This window comes from Klebsiella sp. HMSC09D12 (assembly GCF_001808475.1).
Taxonomy (GTDB): Bacteria; Pseudomonadota; Gammaproteobacteria; order Enterobacterales; family Enterobacteriaceae; genus Klebsiella; species Klebsiella oxytoca.
The window spans coordinates 197,756-215,689 of record NZ_KV793506.1 but is presented as its reverse complement, the minus strand read 5'-3'; the positions used below and the strand labels follow the sequence as shown (position 1 = coordinate 215,689).

The following is a 17,934-nucleotide window of genomic DNA, read 5'->3' as shown; positions in this document are numbered from 1 at the left end:
CAATATGTGGTGGACCCATACATCTCCTTGCCTTTCGGCGGGTAAGAGACTAACCTGATGTTGTCTAAGCATGCAGATAGCCTCGTGGGTGATTACATTACCTTCGGGGCTTTCTTCTTTCTGCCTCAGCACAACGGTAAAACTCAATCCTGCCCTGAGGCGAAAGCCTCAAGCGCCGCCAAAAATCATACCCCCGACGACGGAAAATACACTATCTCTCTGTATTTATTAGTTTTTATGACTATTGGATGCTGAGGCATTTTGCGTATCAATGCGCCGGGAAGGGGCTTCACGACGCATTGAAGGATCAGGAGAAGAGGTGCCGGGCATGGAAACGCAGGTGGTCCTCAATAAATGAGGCGATAAAGTAGTAGCTGTGATCGTACCCGGGCTGAATACGTAGCGTTAACGGCCAGCTTTTCTGACGCGCGGTTTCCGCCAGCACCGCCGGCTGCAGCTGTTCGGCGAGGAATGCATCGTTATCGCCCTGGTCAATCAGGGTTGGGATCGCATCTGACTCGCTGCTGGCCTGCATTAACGCGCAGCTGTCCCAGGCCTGCCAGTCTGCTTCATTCGCTCCCAGATAGGCGGTAAAGGCTTTTTTGCCCCAGGGAACCTGGGTCGGGTTAACGATAGGCGCAAAGGCGGATACGCTGACGAAGCGGCCCGGATTTTTCAGCGCCATCACCAGCGCACCGTGGCCGCCCATGGAATGCCCGCTGATGGCGCAGCGATCGCTGAGCGTAAACTCGCGGGCAATCAGCTGCGGCAGCTCGTCGCGAAGGTAATCGTACATGCGGAAATGTGCTGACCACGGCGCCTGGGTGGCATTGAGATAAAAGCCCGCGCCTTTGCCCAGATCGTAAGCGCTATCGTCGGCAACGTTATCACCGCGCGGACTGGTGTCCGGCATCACCAGCGCAATGCCGAGCTCGGCGGCGATGCGCTGAGCGCCCGCTTTGGTGGTGAAGTTTTCATCGTTGCAGGTCAGGCCGGAGAGCCAGTAGACAACCGGCGGCGGCGCGTCTGCGGTCTCGGGGGGGAGAAAGATGCTGAAGGTCATTGCGCAGTTCAGCGTGGCGGAGTCGTGCCGCCAGCGTTGCTGCCGACCTTCAAAACAGCGGTGCTCTTCGAGCAGTTCCATGCAGGGCTCCTTAAGTGTCTCAGGCGTAATTTTCCATAATACAGATATTTCATGCGCTGGTGAGTAACTTTCACTTCCTCCTTTTCGGAACGTATTGCATCATTAATGCAACTTTTAACCAACATGCTGACGTTGTCGTAGCGCCGGAATCGCGCTATCGGCGGCGATTGAGTTGGTTGCGGCAAGGTGAGCAGGGCGTTGCGTGACGCATCGTAGTGCGCTGGTCTGGCAGCGTGGAACGAAAGGTGACGCCAATTTCAACAATTATCGATGCGGCTACTGGATTCTGTGCGTCACCTCACGCACAATGAATACAAACTTTGCCCTCAGAAGAGCAAAGAGCGCCACACCTGCAGGAGAATAAAAATGTCATCACTGAGTAAAGAAGCCATACTCGTTCATGAAGCGCTGGTCGCTCGTGGGCTGGAGACGCCGCTGCGTCCGCCAGTGCAAGAAATTGATAATGAAACTCGCAAGCGTCTGATCGCCGGACACATGACCGAGATTATGCAGCTGTTAAACCTTGATCTAAGTGATGACAGCCTGATGGAGACTCCGCATCGCATCGCCAAAATGTACGTCGATGAGATTTTCTCCGGCCTGGACTACGCCCGGTTCCCTAAAATCACCGTCATCGAAAACAAGATGCAGGTTGATGAAATGGTCACCGTGCGTGATATCACCCTGACCAGCACCTGCGAACACCACTTTGTTACGATTGATGGTAAAGCGACGGTGGCCTATATCCCGAAAGATTCGGTGATTGGTCTGTCTAAAATCAACCGTATCGTGCAGTTCTTCTCCCAGCGCCCGCAGGTGCAGGAGCGACTGACGCAGCAGATCCTTACCGCGCTGCAGACCCTGCTGGGAACCAGCAACGTCGCGGTTTCCATCGATGCGGTTCACTACTGCGTAAAAGCGCGCGGTATTCGCGATGCAACCAGCGCCACCACCACCACATCGCTGGGCGGCCTGTTTAAATCCAGCCAGAATACTCGCCAGGAGTTCCTGCGCGCCGTACGTCACCACAACTAAAACGGAGCAGGGTACATGGAGAGAAATGTCACGCTGGACTTCGTCCGTGGCGTCGCCATCCTCGGTATCCTGCTACTGAATATCAGCGCCTTCGGTTTACCGAAGGCCGCCTACCTTAACCCGGCGTGGTCCGGGAGCATCTCCGATAGCGACGCCTGGACCTGGGCGATTCTCGATCTGCTGGCGCAGGTCAAATTCCTGACTCTGTTCGCCCTGTTGTTTGGCGCCGGGCTTCAGCTTTTGCTGCCGCGCGGCAAGCGCTGGATCCAGTCGCGCCTGACGCTACTGGCGCTGCTGGGCTTTATCCACGGTCTCTTTTTCTGGGACGGCGATATTTTGCTGGCCTATGCGCTGGTAGGTCTGGTGGGCTGGCGGATGATACGCGACGCTCACGATGTTAAATCGCTATTTAATACCGGCGTGGTGCTGTATGTCATCGGCGTGGCGGTACTGCTATTGCTGGGATTAATCTCCGGCAATTCGCCTAATCGTTCGTGGGTGCCGGACGCGGCGAATTTACAGTACGAACAGTACTGGAAGCTGAAAGGCGGCTTTGAAGCGGTGAGTAATCGTGCGGATATGCTGTCGGATAACCTGCTGGCGCTGGGCGCGCAATACGGCTGGCAGCTGGCCGGGATGATGCTGATGGGGGCCGCGCTGATGCGCAGCGGCTGGCTGAAAGGGCAGTTCAGTCTTCGCCACTACCGGCGCACCGGCGCGCTGCTCATCGCTGGCGGCATGGCGGTTAATTTACCCTCTATTTTCGCCCAGTGGCATCTCGGTTGGGATCCTCGCTGGTGCGCATTTCTGCTACAGGCGCCGCGCGAGCTGGGCGCGCCGCTGCAGACTATCGGCTACGCGGCGCTGGCCTGGGGCTTCTGGCCGCAGCTGGCGAAATTTCGTCTGGTGGGGGCCATTGCCTGCGTCGGGCGCACGGCGTTGAGCAACTATCTGCTGCAAACCCTGATTTGCACCACTCTGTTTTACCGGTTCGGCCTGTTTATGAAGTACGACCGCCTACAGCTGCTGTCCTTCGTACCGGCCGTGTGGGCGATTAATCTTCTCTTTTCGTGGCTTTGGCTACGTCATTTTCGTCAGGGTCCCGTTGAGTGGCTATGGCGTCAATTAACCCTGCGTGCGTCAGGGACATCATTAAAAGATACATCCAGATAACGATCTGGATCACAATCATTAACAAAATGGATGTAACCGTTTCCATCCCTGTGACTTCACTCACGTAGCGTGCGGCGCGTCGCTGCCAGAATAGCCACCTTGCTGAACACAGGAGGTGAGTGTGACGTACTGCAATTCCCTAAAGGTCGGTGAGCATGATCACCATTCGTGATGTCGCCCGTCAGGCGGGGGTTTCCGTGGCTACGGTTTCGCGCGTGCTGAATAACAGCGCGCTGGTGAGCCCGGATACGCGAGAAGCGGTAATGAAGGCGGTAACGCTGCTGGGCTATCGGCCCAACGCCAACGCGCAGGCGCTGGCGACCCAGGTCAGCGATACCATCGGCGTGGTCGTGATGGACGTGTCGGACGCCTTTTTTGGCGCGCTGGTCAAAGCGGTAGATACCGTCGCCCAGCAGCATCAAAAATATGTGCTTATCGGCAATAGCTATCATGAAGCGGAAAAAGAGCGTAACGCCATTGAAGTACTGATTCGCCAGCGCTGTTCGGCGCTGATCGTTCACTCCAAAGCGTTGAGCGATGCGGAGCTGGGGGATTTTATGGAGCACATGCCGGGAATGGTGCTGATCAACCGCATCGTGCCGGGATACGCCCACCGCTGCGTCGGGCTGGATAACGTCAGCGGCGCGCTGATGGCGACCCGCATGCTGCTCAATCATGGCCACCAGCGCATCGGCTACCTCTCTTCTAATCACGGTATTGAAGATGATGATTTACGTCGGGAAGGGTGGAGCAGGGCGTTACATGAGCAGGGCATTATCGCTCCCGACGGCTGGATAGGCTCAGGTTCGCCGGATATGCAGGGCGGGGAGGCGGCGATGGTAGAGCTGCTGGGGCGTAACCTCGGCCTGACCGCGATCTTTGCCTATAACGACAGCATGGCGGCCGGGGCGCTAACGACGCTTAAAGATAACGGTATTGCCGTGCCGCAGCACCTTTCACTGATTGGTTTTGATGATATTCCCATTTCGCGCTACACCGACCCGCAGTTGACCACGGTGCGCTACCCGATCATGTCGATGGCAAAACTGGCGACAGAGCTGGCGCTGCAGGGGGCTGCTGGGAAGCTGGATCGCGAAGCCAGCCACTGCTTTATGCCGACGCTGGTGCGTCGACATTCGGTAGCGCAGAGGCAAATTGTGGGGCCGATCACTAACTAATTATCTGGCTGATGTAACCGCTTTCAATATGTGAGTGATTTCACAGTTTGTTAACATTAAGCTGACTATGATTGCTGCGTTTACAAGTCTGAACATACTATGTCACGGTGATTAATCACTTTTACAACAGTAATCGGCGGTTAAACGATTAATTAAGCCGTTTTTCAGGAGCGTTACCCTACACGGAAGACAGAATTACAGTCGTGAATGTCGCTGTGCGGTAACATCAATGTAACACTCGCCAGCCGTTTTCACTCCAAAGACCCTGCATAATAAAACCGGAGATTCCATGAATAAGAAGGTGTTAACCCTGTCTGCTGTAATGGCTAGCATGTTATTCGGCGCCGCCGCTCACGCCGCAGATACGCGTATCGGCGTGACGATTTATAAATACGACGACAACTTTATGTCGGTAGTGCGTAAGGCAATCGAAAAAGACGGTAAATCAGCGCCGGATGTTCAGCTGCTGATGAATGACTCGCAGAACGACCAGTCCAAACAGAACGATCAGATTGACGTCCTGCTGGCAAAAGGGGTGAAGGCGCTGGCGATTAACCTGGTTGACCCCGCAGCGGCGGGTACGGTAATCGATAAAGCCCGTGGCCAGAATGTGCCGGTGGTATTCTTTAACAAAGAACCTTCCCGCAAGGCGCTGGATAGCTACGATAAAGCATACTACGTCGGGACTGATTCTAAAGAGTCCGGCGTAATTCAGGGCGATCTGATTGCCAAGCACTGGAAAGCGAACCCGAACTGGGACCTGAATAAAGATGGCCAGATTCAGTTTGTCCTGCTGAAAGGCGAGCCGGGCCATCCGGATGCCGAGGCGCGCACCACCTACGTGATTAAAGAGCTGAATGATAAAGGGCTGAAAACCCAGCAGCTGGCGTTAGATACCGCCATGTGGGATACCGCGCAGGCGAAGGATAAGATGGATGCCTGGCTCTCCGGCCCGAACGCGAACAAAATTGAAGTCGTTATCGCCAATAACGACGCGATGGCCATGGGCGCGGTAGAAGCGCTGAAAGCGCACAATAAGAGCAGCATCCCGGTATTCGGCGTCGATGCTCTGCCTGAAGCCTTAGCGCTGGTGAAATCCGGCGCCATGGCGGGAACCGTACTGAACGATGCTAACAACCAGGCGAAAGCGACCTTCGATCTGGCGAAAAATCTCGCCGATGGTAAAGAACCGGCTGCCGGTACTAACTGGAAAATTGATAATAAGATTGTCCGCGTACCGTACGTGGGCGTTGATAAAGATAATCTGAGCGAGTTTATCGGTAAGTAACAGCTTAATAAGCCGCGGGCGTACGCGCTGTACGCCCGATTATTCCTGATACCGAATCCGTCCCGGCCCGTCGTTAATTCGACGGCTGGGGTATGCATGCACGCAGCCAGGTATAACTATGGTCAGCAATAATAGCGAACGGTCAGGCGAATATTTGTTGGAAATGACCAACATCAACAAATCGTTTCCTGGCGTCAAGGCTCTCGATAATGTGAACCTCAAGGTTCGTCCCCACTCTATTCATGCATTAATGGGGGAGAACGGTGCGGGCAAATCAACATTATTAAAATGCCTTTTTGGGATCTATCAAAAAGATTCCGGCAGTATTCTTTTTCAGGGACAAGAGATCGATTTCCATTCGGCAAAAGAGGCCCTGGAAAACGGTATTTCAATGGTTCATCAGGAATTAAACCTGGTATTGCAACGTTCGGTGATGGACAACATGTGGCTGGGGCGTTATCCCACCAAAGGTATGTTTGTCGATCAGGACAAAATGTATGGTGATACCAAAGCGATTTTTGACGAGCTGGATATTGATATCGACCCACGCGCTCGCGTCGGGACGCTATCGGTATCGCAAATGCAGATGATTGAAATTGCGAAGGCATTTTCCTATAACGCCAAAATTGTGATTATGGATGAGCCGACGTCTTCGTTAACCGAAAAAGAGGTCAATCATCTGTTTACCATTATCCGCAAGCTGAAAGAGCGCGGCTGCGGCATTGTCTACATTTCCCACAAAATGGAAGAGATCTTCCAGCTATGCGATGAAATTACCGTTCTGCGCGACGGCCAGTGGATCGCCACCCAGCCGCTGGAAGGGCTGGATATGGATAAGATTATCGCGATGATGGTGGGCCGTTCCCTCACTCAGCGCTTCCCGACCCGGGAAAATAAGCCGGGCGAGATAATTCTTGAGGTGCGTAATTTAACCTCGCTGCGTCAGCCGTCAATCCGCGATGTCTCGTTCGACCTGCACAAAGGCGAAATCCTCGGTATCGCCGGGCTGGTAGGGGCGAAACGTACCGATATCGTCGAGACGTTATTTGGTATTCGCGAGAAGTCCGGCGGGACAATCAAGCTGCACGGTAAGAAGATTAATAACCATAACGCCAATGAAGCCATCAACCATGGTTTTGCGCTGGTGACCGAAGAGCGTCGCTCGACGGGGATTTATGCGTATCTGGATATCGGTTTTAACTCGCTGATCTCCAATATTAAGAAGTACAAAAATAAGGTCGGCTTGCTGGATAATTCACGCATGAAAAGCGATACCCAATGGGTCATCGATTCAATGCGCGTGAAAACACCGGGGCAGCATACGCAAATTGGTTCGTTATCCGGTGGTAACCAGCAAAAAGTGATTATTGGTCGCTGGCTATTAACTCAGCCGGAAATTCTGATGCTCGATGAACCGACGCGCGGCATTGACGTTGGCGCCAAGTTCGAAATTTATCAGCTGATCGCCGAACTGGCCAAAAAAGATAAAGGCATCATTATTATCTCCTCCGAGATGCAGGAGCTGCTGGGTATTACCGACCGTATTCTGGTGATGAGCAATGGTCTTGTTGCCGGAATTGTTGAGACTAAAACTACCACGCAAAACGAAATTCTCCGTCTTGCGTCGTTGCACCTTTAAGATCAGGGGCTTCTCATGAGTGCGTTAAATAAAAAGAGTTTTCTCACCTGGTTGAAAGAGGGTGGGATTTACGTCGTTCTTTTAGTATTGCTGGCCATCATTATTTTCCAGGACCCGACTTTCTTAAGTTTGCTGAATTTAAGTAATATTCTGACCCAGTCCTCGGTGCGTATTATCATCGCGCTCGGGGTTGCCGGGCTTATCGTCACTCAGGGGACCGACCTTTCGGCCGGGCGTCAGGTCGGCCTGGCGGCGGTTATCGCCGCCACGATGCTACAGGCGGTGGACAACGCCAACAAAGTGTTCCCGGAAATGGCCACGATGCCGATTCCGCTGGTTATCCTGCTGGTTTGTGCGATCGGCGCGGTGATTGGGCTTATCAACGGTATTATTATTGCCTACCTGAACGTGACGCCATTTATCACCACCCTCGGTACGATGATCATCGTTTACGGTATTAACTCGCTGTATTACGACTTCGTTGGCGCGTCGCCGATTTCCGGCTTTGATAGTCACTTTTCGCAATTTGCCCAAGGGTTCGTAGCGCTGGGCTCGTTCCGTCTGTCGTATATCACTTTCTACGCGCTGATTGCCGTTTTCTTCGTGTGGATCCTGTGGAACAAGACCCGCTTTGGTAAAAACATCTTTGCTATCGGCGGCAACCCGGAAGCAGCGAAGGTCTCCGGGGTGAACGTCGCGCTGAACCTGCTGATGATTTACGCGCTCTCCGGCGTGTTCTACGCGTTCGGCGGGCTGCTGGAGGCGGGGCGCATCGGGTCGGCGACCAACAACCTCGGCTTTATGTATGAACTGGATGCGATTGCCGCGTGCGTGGTCGGCGGAGTCTCGTTCAGCGGCGGCGTCGGCACCGTGTTCGGCGTGGTGACCGGGGTGATTATCTTCACCGTCATTAACTACGGTCTGACCTATATCGGCGTCAACCCGTACTGGCAGTACATTATCAAAGGGGCCATTATTATTTTCGCCGTGGCGCTGGATTCACTGAAGTACGCGCGTAAGAAATAAGATTAGTGAATGAAGGCAGGCGTCAGTTCAGGCGTCTGCCTTTTGCTTTTTCGGAATGATAATTTGCCGCCTTCCTGCAACCTGAATCAGGTAGGGTATATATCCTCAGTATCCCGATATTCACTCGCGTAATCAGAAAAGTATTCCCGCTCGGTAAGACGCCAGTTTTCACGTTCGCTTATGGCGGCTTCACTTCTCTTTTTTCTGCAGATCCATCAGCTGCTGCGGCGTGACCGCCGGGTAGGACTGGGCGCCGTCCGGGACTTCCTGCAGCGCGGGGATCGGGATGAGCGGACCCAGGAATCGCGGTTCGCGTTTAAAAATATAGAGATCGGCCAGCGCGCCGAAACGAGCACCAAACTCGCGCAGGCGCACGCTCCACATATCCTTCGGCGACGGCACCGCGTAGCACTGCGCCTGAATACCCATATGCAGGGCAATAAACAGCGCCCGCTCGCAGTGGAAGCGTTGGGTAATGATAATAAAATCATTCGTGTCGAAGACTTTACGGGTGCGAACAATCGAATCAAGGGTACGGAAACCCGCATAGTCCAGCACGATATCCGCCGGATCGACGCCAGCTTTAATTAAATCGCGGCGCATGGTCATCGGTTCGTTATAGCTCTGCAGCGCGTTATCGCCGCTGAGCAGCAGATAGTTCACCTTACCGCTGTTGTAGGCGTTCAGCGCGCCCTGAATTCGGTAGCGATAATATTGGTTGATGACGCCGGTACGATAGTACTTAGCGGTGCCGAGTACCACGCCGACCTGACGATAGGGCAGGTCCTGTAGCTCATCGTAGATATAAGGAGAGGTCTTCCAGCTCATCCAGCGGTCAAGCCCCAGCACGGTTAACAGCAGCAAGCCGAACAGGACTAACAGGCTGTATAACGCACGCTTTAACATGAACCGGGCTCAATAGTGGACGAGGGAAGCTTCAGGCTACTTTACCCGCCGGGCAAGCGCAAGAAACCGTCGTTTAATTGCGGGGATTTTCAACAATGCGGGCCGTTTGGCCCGCAGAATGTGACTAACCTAACAGGACGCGATCGATGTTATGACAGCCCAGCGCCTTCAGCGTCGCGGCGGTTGCGTCCCACTGGATGAGCGCCGCGTCGGCCTTCTCGGCAAGAACAGCGCGCTGGATATCCGGGTAATCGTAACCATTGAGGCTCAGCAGATTCAGCGCGCCCTGCAGCGGCGGTAGCGTCGGGTTATAGGCGGCGTTTTCTGCATAGCTACCGGTGAAAATAGTCCCGTCTTTCAGCTCCAGCGCGACGCCGGAGGGCGAATGGCTGTACGGCATATGGCAGCGGTTGGCTGCCTGAATCGCCGCCTGGGCCAGCGCATCGCCGCTGAGCGGGAAGCCGTGGTTCTGTTCATCCATCAGCAGGGTTTTGATATTCAGATCTTTCGGGCCGAAAGCGTCCGGTAAATAGTGCTGCAGCGAATGGGCTTCGCGGCCCGGAAGATGGATGCGCAGCGCTAGTCCGCTGTTCAGTTCGTTCATAAACTGACGACAGTGGCCGCAGGGGGTGTAGTTCACGGTAATCGCCAGCAGGGATTTTTCGCCGCGCAGCCAGGCATGGCTGATGGCGCTTTGCTCAGCGTGCACGGTCTGCTGCATGGTGGCGCCGAGGAATTCCATATTGCCGCCGAAGTACCAGGTACCGCTGATGCCGCGGGCAATGGCGCCGACGTTAAAGTGGGAGAGGTCGGTACGCGCACAGGCCGCCGCCAGCGGCAGCAGAGCAAAGGCCAGCGCGTCTTCGTCCAGCCCCGTCGCGCTTTGCAGCGCAGCGACCTGATCTGCATTGAGCAGGGCCGGAAAATGCGGGTCGGCCAGCATCGGGGCGATGGCCGCTTGCAGGTCCGCCGCCAGTTGGGGAAGAACAGCTTGAAAACGTGGGTGCATGGCGTTGCCTCATAACAATGTAATGGGAATCTAGTGTACGGGTGCTTATAGCCGACATATGTGATTAACATCTCATTGTTAATGTAATTCTATCTCGTTGCATTTTAAATTGTGACTCAAATCACAACTATCCGGCTATTGCCAGGATCAGCGGAAACAAAAACGGGGCAACCAGCGAGGTAATAATCCCGCAAAGTACCAGCGCCAGCGAACTGAACGCGCCCTCCTGATAGTCGAGTTCAGCGCAACGGGCGGTACCCAGTGCGTGTGAGGCGGTACCCATCGATAAGCCGCGCGAAGCTTTGGTACGAATGCGCATCACATTCAACAGCGTATGGCCGAAGACCGCGCCGAGAATGCCGACAAAAATAACGCATACCGCGCTGATCGCCGGAATGCCGCCAATGCTGCTGCTCACCGCCATCGCAATCGGGGTCGTGACCGATTTCGGCAGAATAGAGGCGGCAATCTGCGGCGTTGCGCCCATCAGTAAGGCAACGGTGGTACCGGTGACCATCGCCACCACGCTGCCGATAAAGCAGATAGTGATGATTGATTTCCAGCGAGCGCGGATTTGGTGTAGCTGCTCATATAAAGGAAAGGCCAGCGCAACCACCGCCGGCTGCAGCAAATCGTTAAGAATTTTGCTGCCCTGAAAATAGCGCTCGTAGGAGATGCCGGTGATCAACAAAAAGGGGATCAGCACCACCATGGCCACCAGTAACGGATTAAGCAGCGGAAACTTGAATCGCGCCGCCAGCATGCGGGCGAGGAAAAAGACGATAAGGGTTAGCGGCAGCGACCACCAGATTTCATGGATCATTTTTCACTTCCTTTTTGACCAACCACTTTGCGCTCGCCGTGAACCAAGTGTGAGCTCCAGCTGACTACTAAAAAAACCACCAGCGTGCTTATCGCGCAGGAAACCACTACCGGGCCAAACTGCGCGCGGAGTAAATCCCAATACTGCATAACGCCCACGCCGATAGGCACAAATAGCAGCGCCATATAGCGAATCAGGATATTGCAGCCGGGGTTAACCCACTGCGGCGGCAGGATCTGCAGCGCCAGGAGAAAGAACAAAATCAGCATGCCAATAATACTGCCGGGAATGGCGATCGGCAGGAGTGAAGAGAGAAAAATGCCCGCATACAAGCAGGCGTAGATCAGCACGAAAGCGCGCACATACTGCCAGACAATAATCAGTGATTTACTCATGGTAATAACCCTTGATGAACCGCATTCATCATACAATTAAAGCCAAAAATGTGCTACCGATCACATCATGAATTCTACGCATACCTGCAATAGAGACGGGGAACAGCAAAACGGACGGCTATCAGTGTGTCGATTGCAGCGACAGACAGTGCAGAAATCGGCTCAACGCCAGCGACGGCGCTTCACTTTTTCGCCAGAAAACCCCAACGCTACCTTTTTGTTCAATGCGCGGCAAATTAAGAATCGCCAGCTGGTGCTGGGCCGCATAACGCTGCGCCAGGCGCAGTGAGAGTATCGACACCATATCGCTACTCTGTAACAGGTTGCTGGTGACGTTCATCGAGGCGGACTCAATGGTGTTCTCCGGCAGCATGACGCCGTTATCCACCAGCGCGTTGTCGATGCTCAGGCGAATCGGTGTGCCGGTGGGCCAGACAATCCAGCGCCACGGAGAGAGGTCAGCCCAGCTTAACTGCGATTTTTGCGCCAGAGGATGATCGGGGCGGGCGACAAAGCAGACCGGCTCGGTGTAGAGCACCCGGTAGCTCAGCGGCAGCTCCAGCGCCCGCCCACCGACTCGCCCGACCACGACATCAATCACCCCGGCGAGCAGATCGTTAAGCAGCGGCGTCATGACTTTCTCTTCGATATTAAGATGCAGGGTCGGCATCTCTTTAAGCAGTTCGAGGATCGCCTGCGAAACGCAGTCGGTGGCCACCGGTGAACAGCCGATCATCAGACTCCCCACCTGTCCGCCCTGTTTGAAACGCTCGATTTCATACTGCGAACGCGACATATCGTTAATCAGCCGCTGGGCGTGTTGAAGCAGCAGCTTTCCGCCTTCTGTCGGGCGCAGGCCTTTGCTGTGACGTTCAAACAGGGGCATGCCGACTTCATCTTCAAACTGGCTCAGCCATTTGGAGAGCGCCGGCTGAGTAATATTCATCATTTTAGCCACTTGCGTGAGGTTGCCTTGTTCCCCCAGCGCGACCAGCATCTGTAAATGGTGCAGCTTCAGTTTCTGCGTCCAGCCTGCCATCAGCGATAACCTCCAGGTTATGTCTATGCCCGAAATACCATTGTACATTTCATTGCCTGGGTTACAAACTCGCAACATAAAAGAAATAAATACAACATCTTCCCCTACCTGCACTGAGGCATAACGATGACTCAACGACTCGAACTACAGAAACTGCTTAATGCCGCGCCGGTCGGCGCCCGGCAATGGCGCGTGATTATCTGCTGTTTCCTGGTGGTCATGCTCGACGGTTTCGATACTGCGGCAATTGGTTTTATCGCCCCGGATATTCGTCACCACTGGCAATTAACCGCAGGCGATCTCGCGCCGTTATTTGGCGCAGGATTGCTGGGCTTAACCGCCGGGGCGCTGCTCTGCGGTCCGCTCTCCGACCGCTTTGGCCGTAAACGGGTCATCGAGTTCTGCGTCGCGCTATTCGGCCTGTTTAGCCTGCTTTCCGCGTTTTCCCCTGACCTGGAGACGCTGGTGATCCTGCGCTTCCTGACGGGGCTGGGATTGGGCGGCGCGATGCCTAACACCATTACGATGACTTCGGAATATCTGCCTGCCCGGCGGCGCGGGGCGCTGGTGACCCTGATGTTCTGTGGATTCACCCTCGGCTCGGCATTCGGCGGCGTGGTCAGCGCGCAGCTGGTGCCGCTGATTGGCTGGCCCGGTATCCTGGTGCTGGGGGGCGTGCTACCGCTGATGCTGGCGGCGGCGCTAATCCCGCTGCTTCCCGAATCTCCGCGCTGGCAGATCCGTCGTCAGCTGCCACAAGCGATGATTGCCAAAACCGTTGGCGCGATAACCGGCGAACGCTATACCGATACCCATTTCTGGCTTGATGAGCCTGCCGCCGGCGCGAAAGGCAGCATCCGCCAGCTATTTGCCGGGCGTCAGCTGCCCATCACCTTGATGTTGTGGGTCGTGTTCTTTATGAGCCTGCTGATTATCTATCTCCTCTCCAGCTGGATGCCGACGCTGCTTAACCATCGTGGAATTGATTTACAGCATGCTTCCTGGGTGACTGCGGCCTTCCAGATTGGCGGGACCTTTGGCGCACTGCTGCTCGGTGTGCTGATGGACCGTTTCAACCCTTTCCGGGTGCTGGCGCTGAGTTACGCCCTGGGGTCGGTCTGTATCGTCATGATTGGCCTGAGCGAGAACGGTCTGTGGCTGATGGCGCTGGCGATTTTCGGCACCGGTATCGGCATCAGCGGCTCGCAGGTGGGGCTGAATGCTCTGACCGCGACGCTGTATCCCACCCAAAGCCGCGCGACCGGCGTGAGCTGGTCAAACGCGATTGGCCGCTGCGGAGCCATTGTTGGTTCGCTCTCCGGCGGCGTGATGATGGCGATGAATTTCTCTTTTGACACCCTGTTTTTTGTTATCGCAGTACCGGCTGTGGTTAGCGCCGTGATGCTTGTCCTGCTGACGCTTGCCGTTCGCAACCCAACATCTGTACCTGCCGCGCTGCCTTCTGCGGGCATCGTGAATAAATAAGGAGAATGCTCATGTCCCAATCTTCCATGGAAATTAACAACGATCGTCAGAACTACTATCAGCATATTTCCGGGCAAAACCTGACGCCGCTTTGGGAATCGCTGCACCATCTGGTCCCGAAAACGCCGAACCCTACCTGTGCGCCGGCTTACTGGAACTATCAGGAGATTCGTCCGCTGCTGCTGAAAAGCGGCGAGCTGATTGGCGCGAAAGAGGCGATACGCCGCGTACTGGTGCTGGAGAACCCGGCGCTGCGCGGACAGTCATCGATTACTTCATCGCTGTATGCCGGTTTACAGCTGATCATGCCCGGAGAAGTGGCGCCGAGCCACCGTCATAACCAGTCGGCGCTGCGCTTTGTGGTTGAAGGTGAAGGGGCATTTACCGCCGTCGATGGCGAACGCACGCAAATGCGGGCCGGTGACTTTATTCTGACGCCCCAGTGGCGCTGGCACGACCACGGCAACCAGGGCAATGAGCCGGTTGTCTGGGTGGATGGCCTCGATCTGCCGCTGGTGAACTATCTGGGCTGCGGTTTCGCGGAAGACTATCCGGAGGATCAGCAGCCGGTGACCCGCAAAGAGGGGGATTATCTGCCGCGCTACGCCGCCAATATGCTGCCGCTGCGCCATCAGGTCGGTAACTCTTCGCCCATCTTTAACTATCGCTACGACCGCAGCCGCGAAGCGCTGCACGATCTGACGCGTATGGGCGATGCCGACGAGTGGGACGGCTATAAGATGCGTTACGTCAACCCGGTCACCGGCGGCTACCCGATGCCATCGATGGGCGCCTTTCTCCAGCTGCTGCCGAAAGGGTTTACCTCGCGAGCGGCAAAAACCACCGATAGCACCATCTATCACGTGGTAGAGGGCAGCGGCCAGGTGACTATCGGCGAGCAGACATTTTCTTTCCAGGCAAAGGATATCTTCGTGGTGCCCACCTGGCACGCCGTCTCTTTTATCTCCGCCGAAGATACCGTGTTATTCAGCTTTTCGGACCGTCCCGTGCAGGAAGCGCTCGGCCTGTTCCGCGAAGCGCGTTATTAAAAAATACGAATAAGGACTCCATCATGACTCAATACGTTTTTGCTCCCCAGACCCCAATTAGCGTTCCGGTTGTCGGCAGCGATGAGCAGTTTCCGGTACGCCGCGTTTACTGCGTGGGCCGCAACTACGCCGCTCACGCGCGTGAAATGGGCTTTGATCCGGATCGCGAACCACCGTTTTTCTTCTGCAAGCCTGCCGATGCGGTGGTGCCCGTCGCTGCGGGAGAGACGCTGAACCTGCCGTATCCCGCGCAAACCGACAACTATCACTATGAAATTGAGCTGGTGGTGGCGATTGGCAAACGGGGAAGCGATATCCCGCTGGAGCAGGCCCATGAGTATATCTGGGGCTATGCCACCGGTCTGGATATGACCCGCCGCGATCGCCAGATGGAGATGCGCCAGATGGGCCGTCCCTGGGAAATTGGCAAAGCCTTCGATCTCTCCGCGCCGATAGCGCCGCTGCACAAAGCGGATACGGTTGACGTCAACGAGGCGGGAATTTGGCTGCAGGTGAATGGGGAAGATCATCAGCGCAGCGATATTCGCCACCTGATCTGGTCGGTTAATGAAACTATCAGCTATCTTTCCGGCTTCTTTGAGCTGCAGCCCGGTGACCTGATTTTTACCGGGACTCCAGAAGGCGTTGGCGCGGTGGTGAAAGGCGATGTTATCACCGGAAACGTAGATGGACTGACGCCAATCGCCGTGCGCGTGGTGTGAGGTGAATGATGAAGCTGTACAGTTTTTTTAATAGCTCTGCCTCTTACCGCGTGCGCATCGCGCTGGCGCTGAAAGGCATCGACTACCAGAGCGTGGGCGTCAATATCCGCATCGGCCAGCAGAATGCGCTGGAGTACCGGCGGCTGAACCCGGTCGGCCTGGTGCCGACGCTCATTACCGACGAAGGTGAATCTCTCGGCCAGTCGCTGGCGATAGCGGACTGGCTGGATCGGCACTATCCGCAGCCGCTGCTGCTGCCTGAGGAAGACAGCGCGCGCATGCGGGTGCTGGAGATCGTATACGCCATCGCCTGCGATATTCATCCCATTAATAACATGCGCGTTTTACGCTACCTTGGCGACGAGCTTAAGGTGAGTGAAGAGGAGAAAAAACGCTGGTATGCGCACTGGATCCAGCAGGGGTTCAGCGCCGTTGAACAGCTATTGCGCCACGCGAAATCCGGCGATTTTTGCGTGGGCGATGCCCCCACCCTGGCGGACTGCTGTCTGGTGCCGCAGTGGGCCAACGCGCTGAGGATGGGCTGCGATCTCAGCCACTATCCACGCTGCCAGGCGGTTTATGACGCCTGTACCCGGCTGCCGGCGTTTATCGCCGCCGCGCCGGAAAACCAACAAGATAAGATCCCGGCTTAGGAGGCAACATGGCAAAAGTGATGCGAGCAATCATTGTCGGCGGCGGTATTGGCGGGGCAGCCACGGCGCTTTCGCTGGTGCGCCAGGGTATCAAGGTGATGCTGCTGGAAAAGGCGCATGAAATCGGCGAAATTGGCGCCGGGATCCAGCTTGGCCCAAACGCGTTCTCGGCGCTGGACAGCCTCGGCGTCGGCGAAGTCGCCCGTCAGCGGGCGGTCTTTACCGACCATATCACCATGATGGATGCGATAAACGGCGAAGAGGTCGTGCACATTGAGACAGGACAGGCGTTCCGCGACCATTTTGGCGGGCCGTATGCGGTGATCCACCGGGTGGATATCCATGCCACCGTCTGGGAGGCGGCGCTGACCCATCCGGCCGTCGAGTATCGTACTTCGACGCAGGTAGTGGATATCCGCCAGACCGCCGATGACGTGACGGTGTTTGATGATAAAGGCAATAGCTGGACGGCGGATATTCTGATCGGCTGCGACGGCGGTAAATCGGTGGTGCGCCAAAGCCTGCTGGGCGATTCGCCGCGGGTAACCGGCCACGTGGTCTATCGCGCGGTCGTCGATGCCGCCGATATGCCGGACGATTTACGCATCAATGCGCCGGTACTGTGGGCGGGTCCGCACTGCCACCTGGTGCATTATCCGCTGCGCGGCGGTAAGCAGTACAACCTGGTGGTGACCTTCCATAGTCGGCAGCAGGAAGAGTGGGGCGTGCGCGACGGCAGTAAAGAAGAGGTGCTCTCCTACTTTAAAGGTATCCACCCGCGTCCCCGGCAGATGCTCGATAAACCGACCTCCTGGCGCCGCTGGTCCACCGCCGATCGCGAGCCGGTAGAAAAATGGGGCAACGATCGTATTACGCTGGTCGGTGATGCCGCGCATCCGGTGGCGCAGTATATGGCGCAGGGGGCCTGTATGGCGCTGGAAGATGCGGTGACCCTGGGTAAAGCGCTGGCCCAGTGCGACGGCGACGCCGCCCGCGCTTTCGCGCTGTATGAATCGGTGCGTATTCCGCGTACCGCGCGGATCGTCTGGTCGACGCGTGAAATGGGGCGGGTCTATCACGCTGCCGGGGTTGAGCGCCAGGTGCGCAATCTGCTGTGGAAAGGCAAAACCCAGAGCGAGTTTTATCGCGGCATTGAGTGGCTGTACGGCTGGAAAGAGGATAACTGCCTGCAACCACGTTAAGCGGCCGTGCATTTCCCGGCCCGCAGACAGAGGCGACCTTGTCGCCCGGCTAAGCGCAGCGCAAGCCGGGAAGCAGCAGCGCCGCCGGTAAAACCGATATTCACCCCTTTCAACCCGCATCCAGAGGCGCTACCATAGCGCCTCTTTTTTTTCGGGCAATGATAAACA

At 55.8% G+C, this 17,934-nt stretch carries 17 protein-coding genes; 11 read left to right on the top strand and 6 right to left on the bottom strand.

From position 1 onward, the window contains the following. Window positions 1-307: 307 nt before the first annotated feature. Window positions 308-1,144 (bottom strand): S-formylglutathione hydrolase, encoded by an 837-nt coding sequence (fghA, locus tag HMPREF3178_RS25530; protein WP_004103897.1) that lies wholly within the window; start codon window positions 1,142-1,144, stop codon window positions 308-310. A 366-nt stretch (window positions 1,145-1,510) separates the two neighbouring features. Between fghA and folE the strand changes: the two genes are divergently transcribed. The 6 genes from folE (at window position 1,511) to mglC (ending at window position 8,483) form a co-directional block, all read left to right on the top strand. Further along, window positions 1,511-2,179 (top strand): GTP cyclohydrolase I FolE, encoded by a 669-nt coding sequence (folE, locus tag HMPREF3178_RS25525; RefSeq protein WP_004103895.1) that lies wholly within the window; start codon window positions 1,511-1,513, stop codon window positions 2,177-2,179. 15 nt (window positions 2,180-2,194) lie between these two features. After that, window positions 2,195-3,352, top strand: coding sequence for a DUF418 domain-containing protein YeiB (gene yeiB / locus HMPREF3178_RS25520; RefSeq protein ID WP_004103893.1), 1,158 nt, complete (start codon window positions 2,195-2,197; stop codon window positions 3,350-3,352). A gap of 155 nt (window positions 3,353-3,507) precedes the next feature. Next, window positions 3,508-4,530, top strand: coding sequence for an HTH-type transcriptional regulator GalS (gene galS, locus HMPREF3178_RS25515; RefSeq protein WP_004103891.1), 1,023 nt, complete (start codon window positions 3,508-3,510; stop codon window positions 4,528-4,530). 289 nt (window positions 4,531-4,819) lie between these two features. Beyond that, a complete protein-coding gene (gene mglB, locus HMPREF3178_RS25510; protein ID WP_004103888.1) occupies window positions 4,820-5,818 on the top strand; it encodes a galactose/glucose ABC transporter substrate-binding protein MglB in 999 nt (332 codons plus the stop codon). A gap of 118 nt (window positions 5,819-5,936) precedes the next feature. After that, a complete protein-coding gene (mglA, locus tag HMPREF3178_RS25505; RefSeq protein WP_070585593.1) occupies window positions 5,937-7,457 on the top strand; it encodes a galactose/methyl galactoside ABC transporter ATP-binding protein MglA in 1,521 nt (506 codons plus the stop codon). A 15-nt stretch (window positions 7,458-7,472) separates the two neighbouring features. Next, entirely contained in the window at window positions 7,473-8,483 is a 1,011-nt protein-coding gene (gene mglC / locus HMPREF3178_RS25500; protein WP_004103885.1) for a galactose/methyl galactoside ABC transporter permease MglC, read from the top strand. A 189-nt stretch (window positions 8,484-8,672) separates the two neighbouring features. Here the strand turns inward: mglC and sanA are convergent, their stop codons facing one another. The 5 genes from sanA to HMPREF3178_RS25475 form a co-directional block, all read right to left on the bottom strand. Then, window positions 8,673-9,389: an outer membrane permeability protein SanA gene (gene sanA / locus HMPREF3178_RS25495; RefSeq protein WP_004103884.1), complete on the bottom strand. Its 717-nt coding sequence runs from the start codon at window positions 9,387-9,389 to the stop codon at window positions 8,673-8,675. A 124-nt stretch (window positions 9,390-9,513) separates the two neighbouring features. Continuing rightward, window positions 9,514-10,398, bottom strand: coding sequence for a cytidine deaminase (gene cdd, locus HMPREF3178_RS25490; protein WP_004103882.1), 885 nt, complete (start codon window positions 10,396-10,398; stop codon window positions 9,514-9,516). Between the two features lie 127 nt (window positions 10,399-10,525). Next, window positions 10,526-11,221, bottom strand: a complete 696-nt coding sequence (locus tag HMPREF3178_RS25485; protein ID WP_004103877.1) for a CidB/LrgB family autolysis modulator — start codon at window positions 11,219-11,221, stop codon at window positions 10,526-10,528. Then, window positions 11,218-11,616, bottom strand: a complete 399-nt coding sequence (locus tag HMPREF3178_RS25480) for a CidA/LrgA family protein (RefSeq protein ID WP_004103875.1) — start codon at window positions 11,614-11,616, stop codon at window positions 11,218-11,220. The genes HMPREF3178_RS25485 and HMPREF3178_RS25480 overlap by 4 nt, the downstream gene beginning before the upstream one ends. 121 nt (window positions 11,617-11,737) lie before the next feature. Next, window positions 11,738-12,655 (bottom strand): LysR substrate-binding domain-containing protein, encoded by a 918-nt coding sequence (locus tag HMPREF3178_RS25475; protein ID WP_004103873.1) that lies wholly within the window; start codon window positions 12,653-12,655, stop codon window positions 11,738-11,740. Between the two features lie 126 nt (window positions 12,656-12,781). Here HMPREF3178_RS25475 and HMPREF3178_RS25470 point away from each other — a divergent pair, with 126 nt between their 5' ends. The 5 genes from HMPREF3178_RS25470 to HMPREF3178_RS25450 are packed head-to-tail and all read left to right on the top strand — an operon-like array spanning window position 12,782 to window position 17,766. Continuing rightward, window positions 12,782-14,140, top strand: a complete 1,359-nt coding sequence (locus HMPREF3178_RS25470) for a 3-hydroxybenzoate transporter MhbT (RefSeq protein WP_004103871.1) — start codon at window positions 12,782-12,784, stop codon at window positions 14,138-14,140. A gap of 11 nt (window positions 14,141-14,151) precedes the next feature. Then, the gene (gene gtdA / locus HMPREF3178_RS25465; RefSeq protein WP_004103869.1) at window positions 14,152-15,189 is read left to right on the top strand and encodes a gentisate 1,2-dioxygenase; all 1,038 of its coding nucleotides are present in this window, start codon (window positions 14,152-14,154) and stop codon (window positions 15,187-15,189) included. A gap of 23 nt (window positions 15,190-15,212) precedes the next feature. Beyond that, window positions 15,213-15,911, top strand: a complete 699-nt coding sequence (locus HMPREF3178_RS25460) for a fumarylacetoacetate hydrolase family protein (RefSeq protein ID WP_049591769.1) — start codon at window positions 15,213-15,215, stop codon at window positions 15,909-15,911. An 8-nt stretch (window positions 15,912-15,919) separates the two neighbouring features. Then, entirely contained in the window at window positions 15,920-16,564 is a 645-nt protein-coding gene (maiA, locus tag HMPREF3178_RS25455) for a maleylacetoacetate isomerase (RefSeq protein ID WP_016809257.1), read from the top strand. Between the two features lie 8 nt (window positions 16,565-16,572). After that, entirely contained in the window at window positions 16,573-17,766 is a 1,194-nt protein-coding gene (locus HMPREF3178_RS25450; protein WP_070585591.1) for a 3-hydroxybenzoate 6-monooxygenase, read from the top strand. The last annotated feature ends 168 nt before the right edge of the window (window positions 17,767-17,934 follow it).

Bases quoted from the DNA above. Each gene is read 5' to 3' on its own strand.
- HMPREF3178_RS25475 (WP_004103873.1), bottom strand. From the start codon at position 12,655: ATGGCAGGCTGGACGCAGAAACTGAAGCTGCACCATTTACAGATGCTG.
- mglA (WP_070585593.1), top strand. From the start codon at position 5,937: ATGGTCAGCAATAATAGCGAACGGTCAGGCGAATATTTGTTGGAAATG.
- fghA (WP_004103897.1), bottom strand. From the start codon at position 1,144: ATGGAACTGCTCGAAGAGCACCGCTGTTTTGAAGGTCGGCAGCAACGC.
- HMPREF3178_RS25470 (WP_004103871.1), top strand. From the start codon at position 12,782: ATGACTCAACGACTCGAACTACAGAAACTGCTTAATGCCGCGCCGGTC.
- HMPREF3178_RS25480 (WP_004103875.1), bottom strand. From the start codon at position 11,616: ATGAGTAAATCACTGATTATTGTCTGGCAGTATGTGCGCGCTTTCGTG.
- sanA (WP_004103884.1), bottom strand. From the start codon at position 9,389: ATGTTAAAGCGTGCGTTATACAGCCTGTTAGTCCTGTTCGGCTTGCTG.
- mglC (WP_004103885.1), top strand. From the start codon at position 7,473: ATGAGTGCGTTAAATAAAAAGAGTTTTCTCACCTGGTTGAAAGAGGGT.
- maiA (WP_016809257.1), top strand. From the start codon at position 15,920: ATGAAGCTGTACAGTTTTTTTAATAGCTCTGCCTCTTACCGCGTGCGC.
- cdd (WP_004103882.1), bottom strand. From the start codon at position 10,398: ATGCACCCACGTTTTCAAGCTGTTCTTCCCCAACTGGCGGCGGACCTG.
- gtdA (WP_004103869.1), top strand. From the start codon at position 14,152: ATGTCCCAATCTTCCATGGAAATTAACAACGATCGTCAGAACTACTAT.
- galS (WP_004103891.1), top strand. From the start codon at position 3,508: ATGATCACCATTCGTGATGTCGCCCGTCAGGCGGGGGTTTCCGTGGCT.
- yeiB (WP_004103893.1), top strand. From the start codon at position 2,195: ATGGAGAGAAATGTCACGCTGGACTTCGTCCGTGGCGTCGCCATCCTC.
- folE (WP_004103895.1), top strand. From the start codon at position 1,511: ATGTCATCACTGAGTAAAGAAGCCATACTCGTTCATGAAGCGCTGGTC.
- HMPREF3178_RS25485 (WP_004103877.1), bottom strand. From the start codon at position 11,221: ATGATCCATGAAATCTGGTGGTCGCTGCCGCTAACCCTTATCGTCTTT.
- HMPREF3178_RS25460 (WP_049591769.1), top strand. From the start codon at position 15,213: ATGACTCAATACGTTTTTGCTCCCCAGACCCCAATTAGCGTTCCGGTT.
- HMPREF3178_RS25450 (WP_070585591.1), top strand. From the start codon at position 16,573: ATGGCAAAAGTGATGCGAGCAATCATTGTCGGCGGCGGTATTGGCGGG.
- mglB (WP_004103888.1), top strand. From the start codon at position 4,820: ATGAATAAGAAGGTGTTAACCCTGTCTGCTGTAATGGCTAGCATGTTA.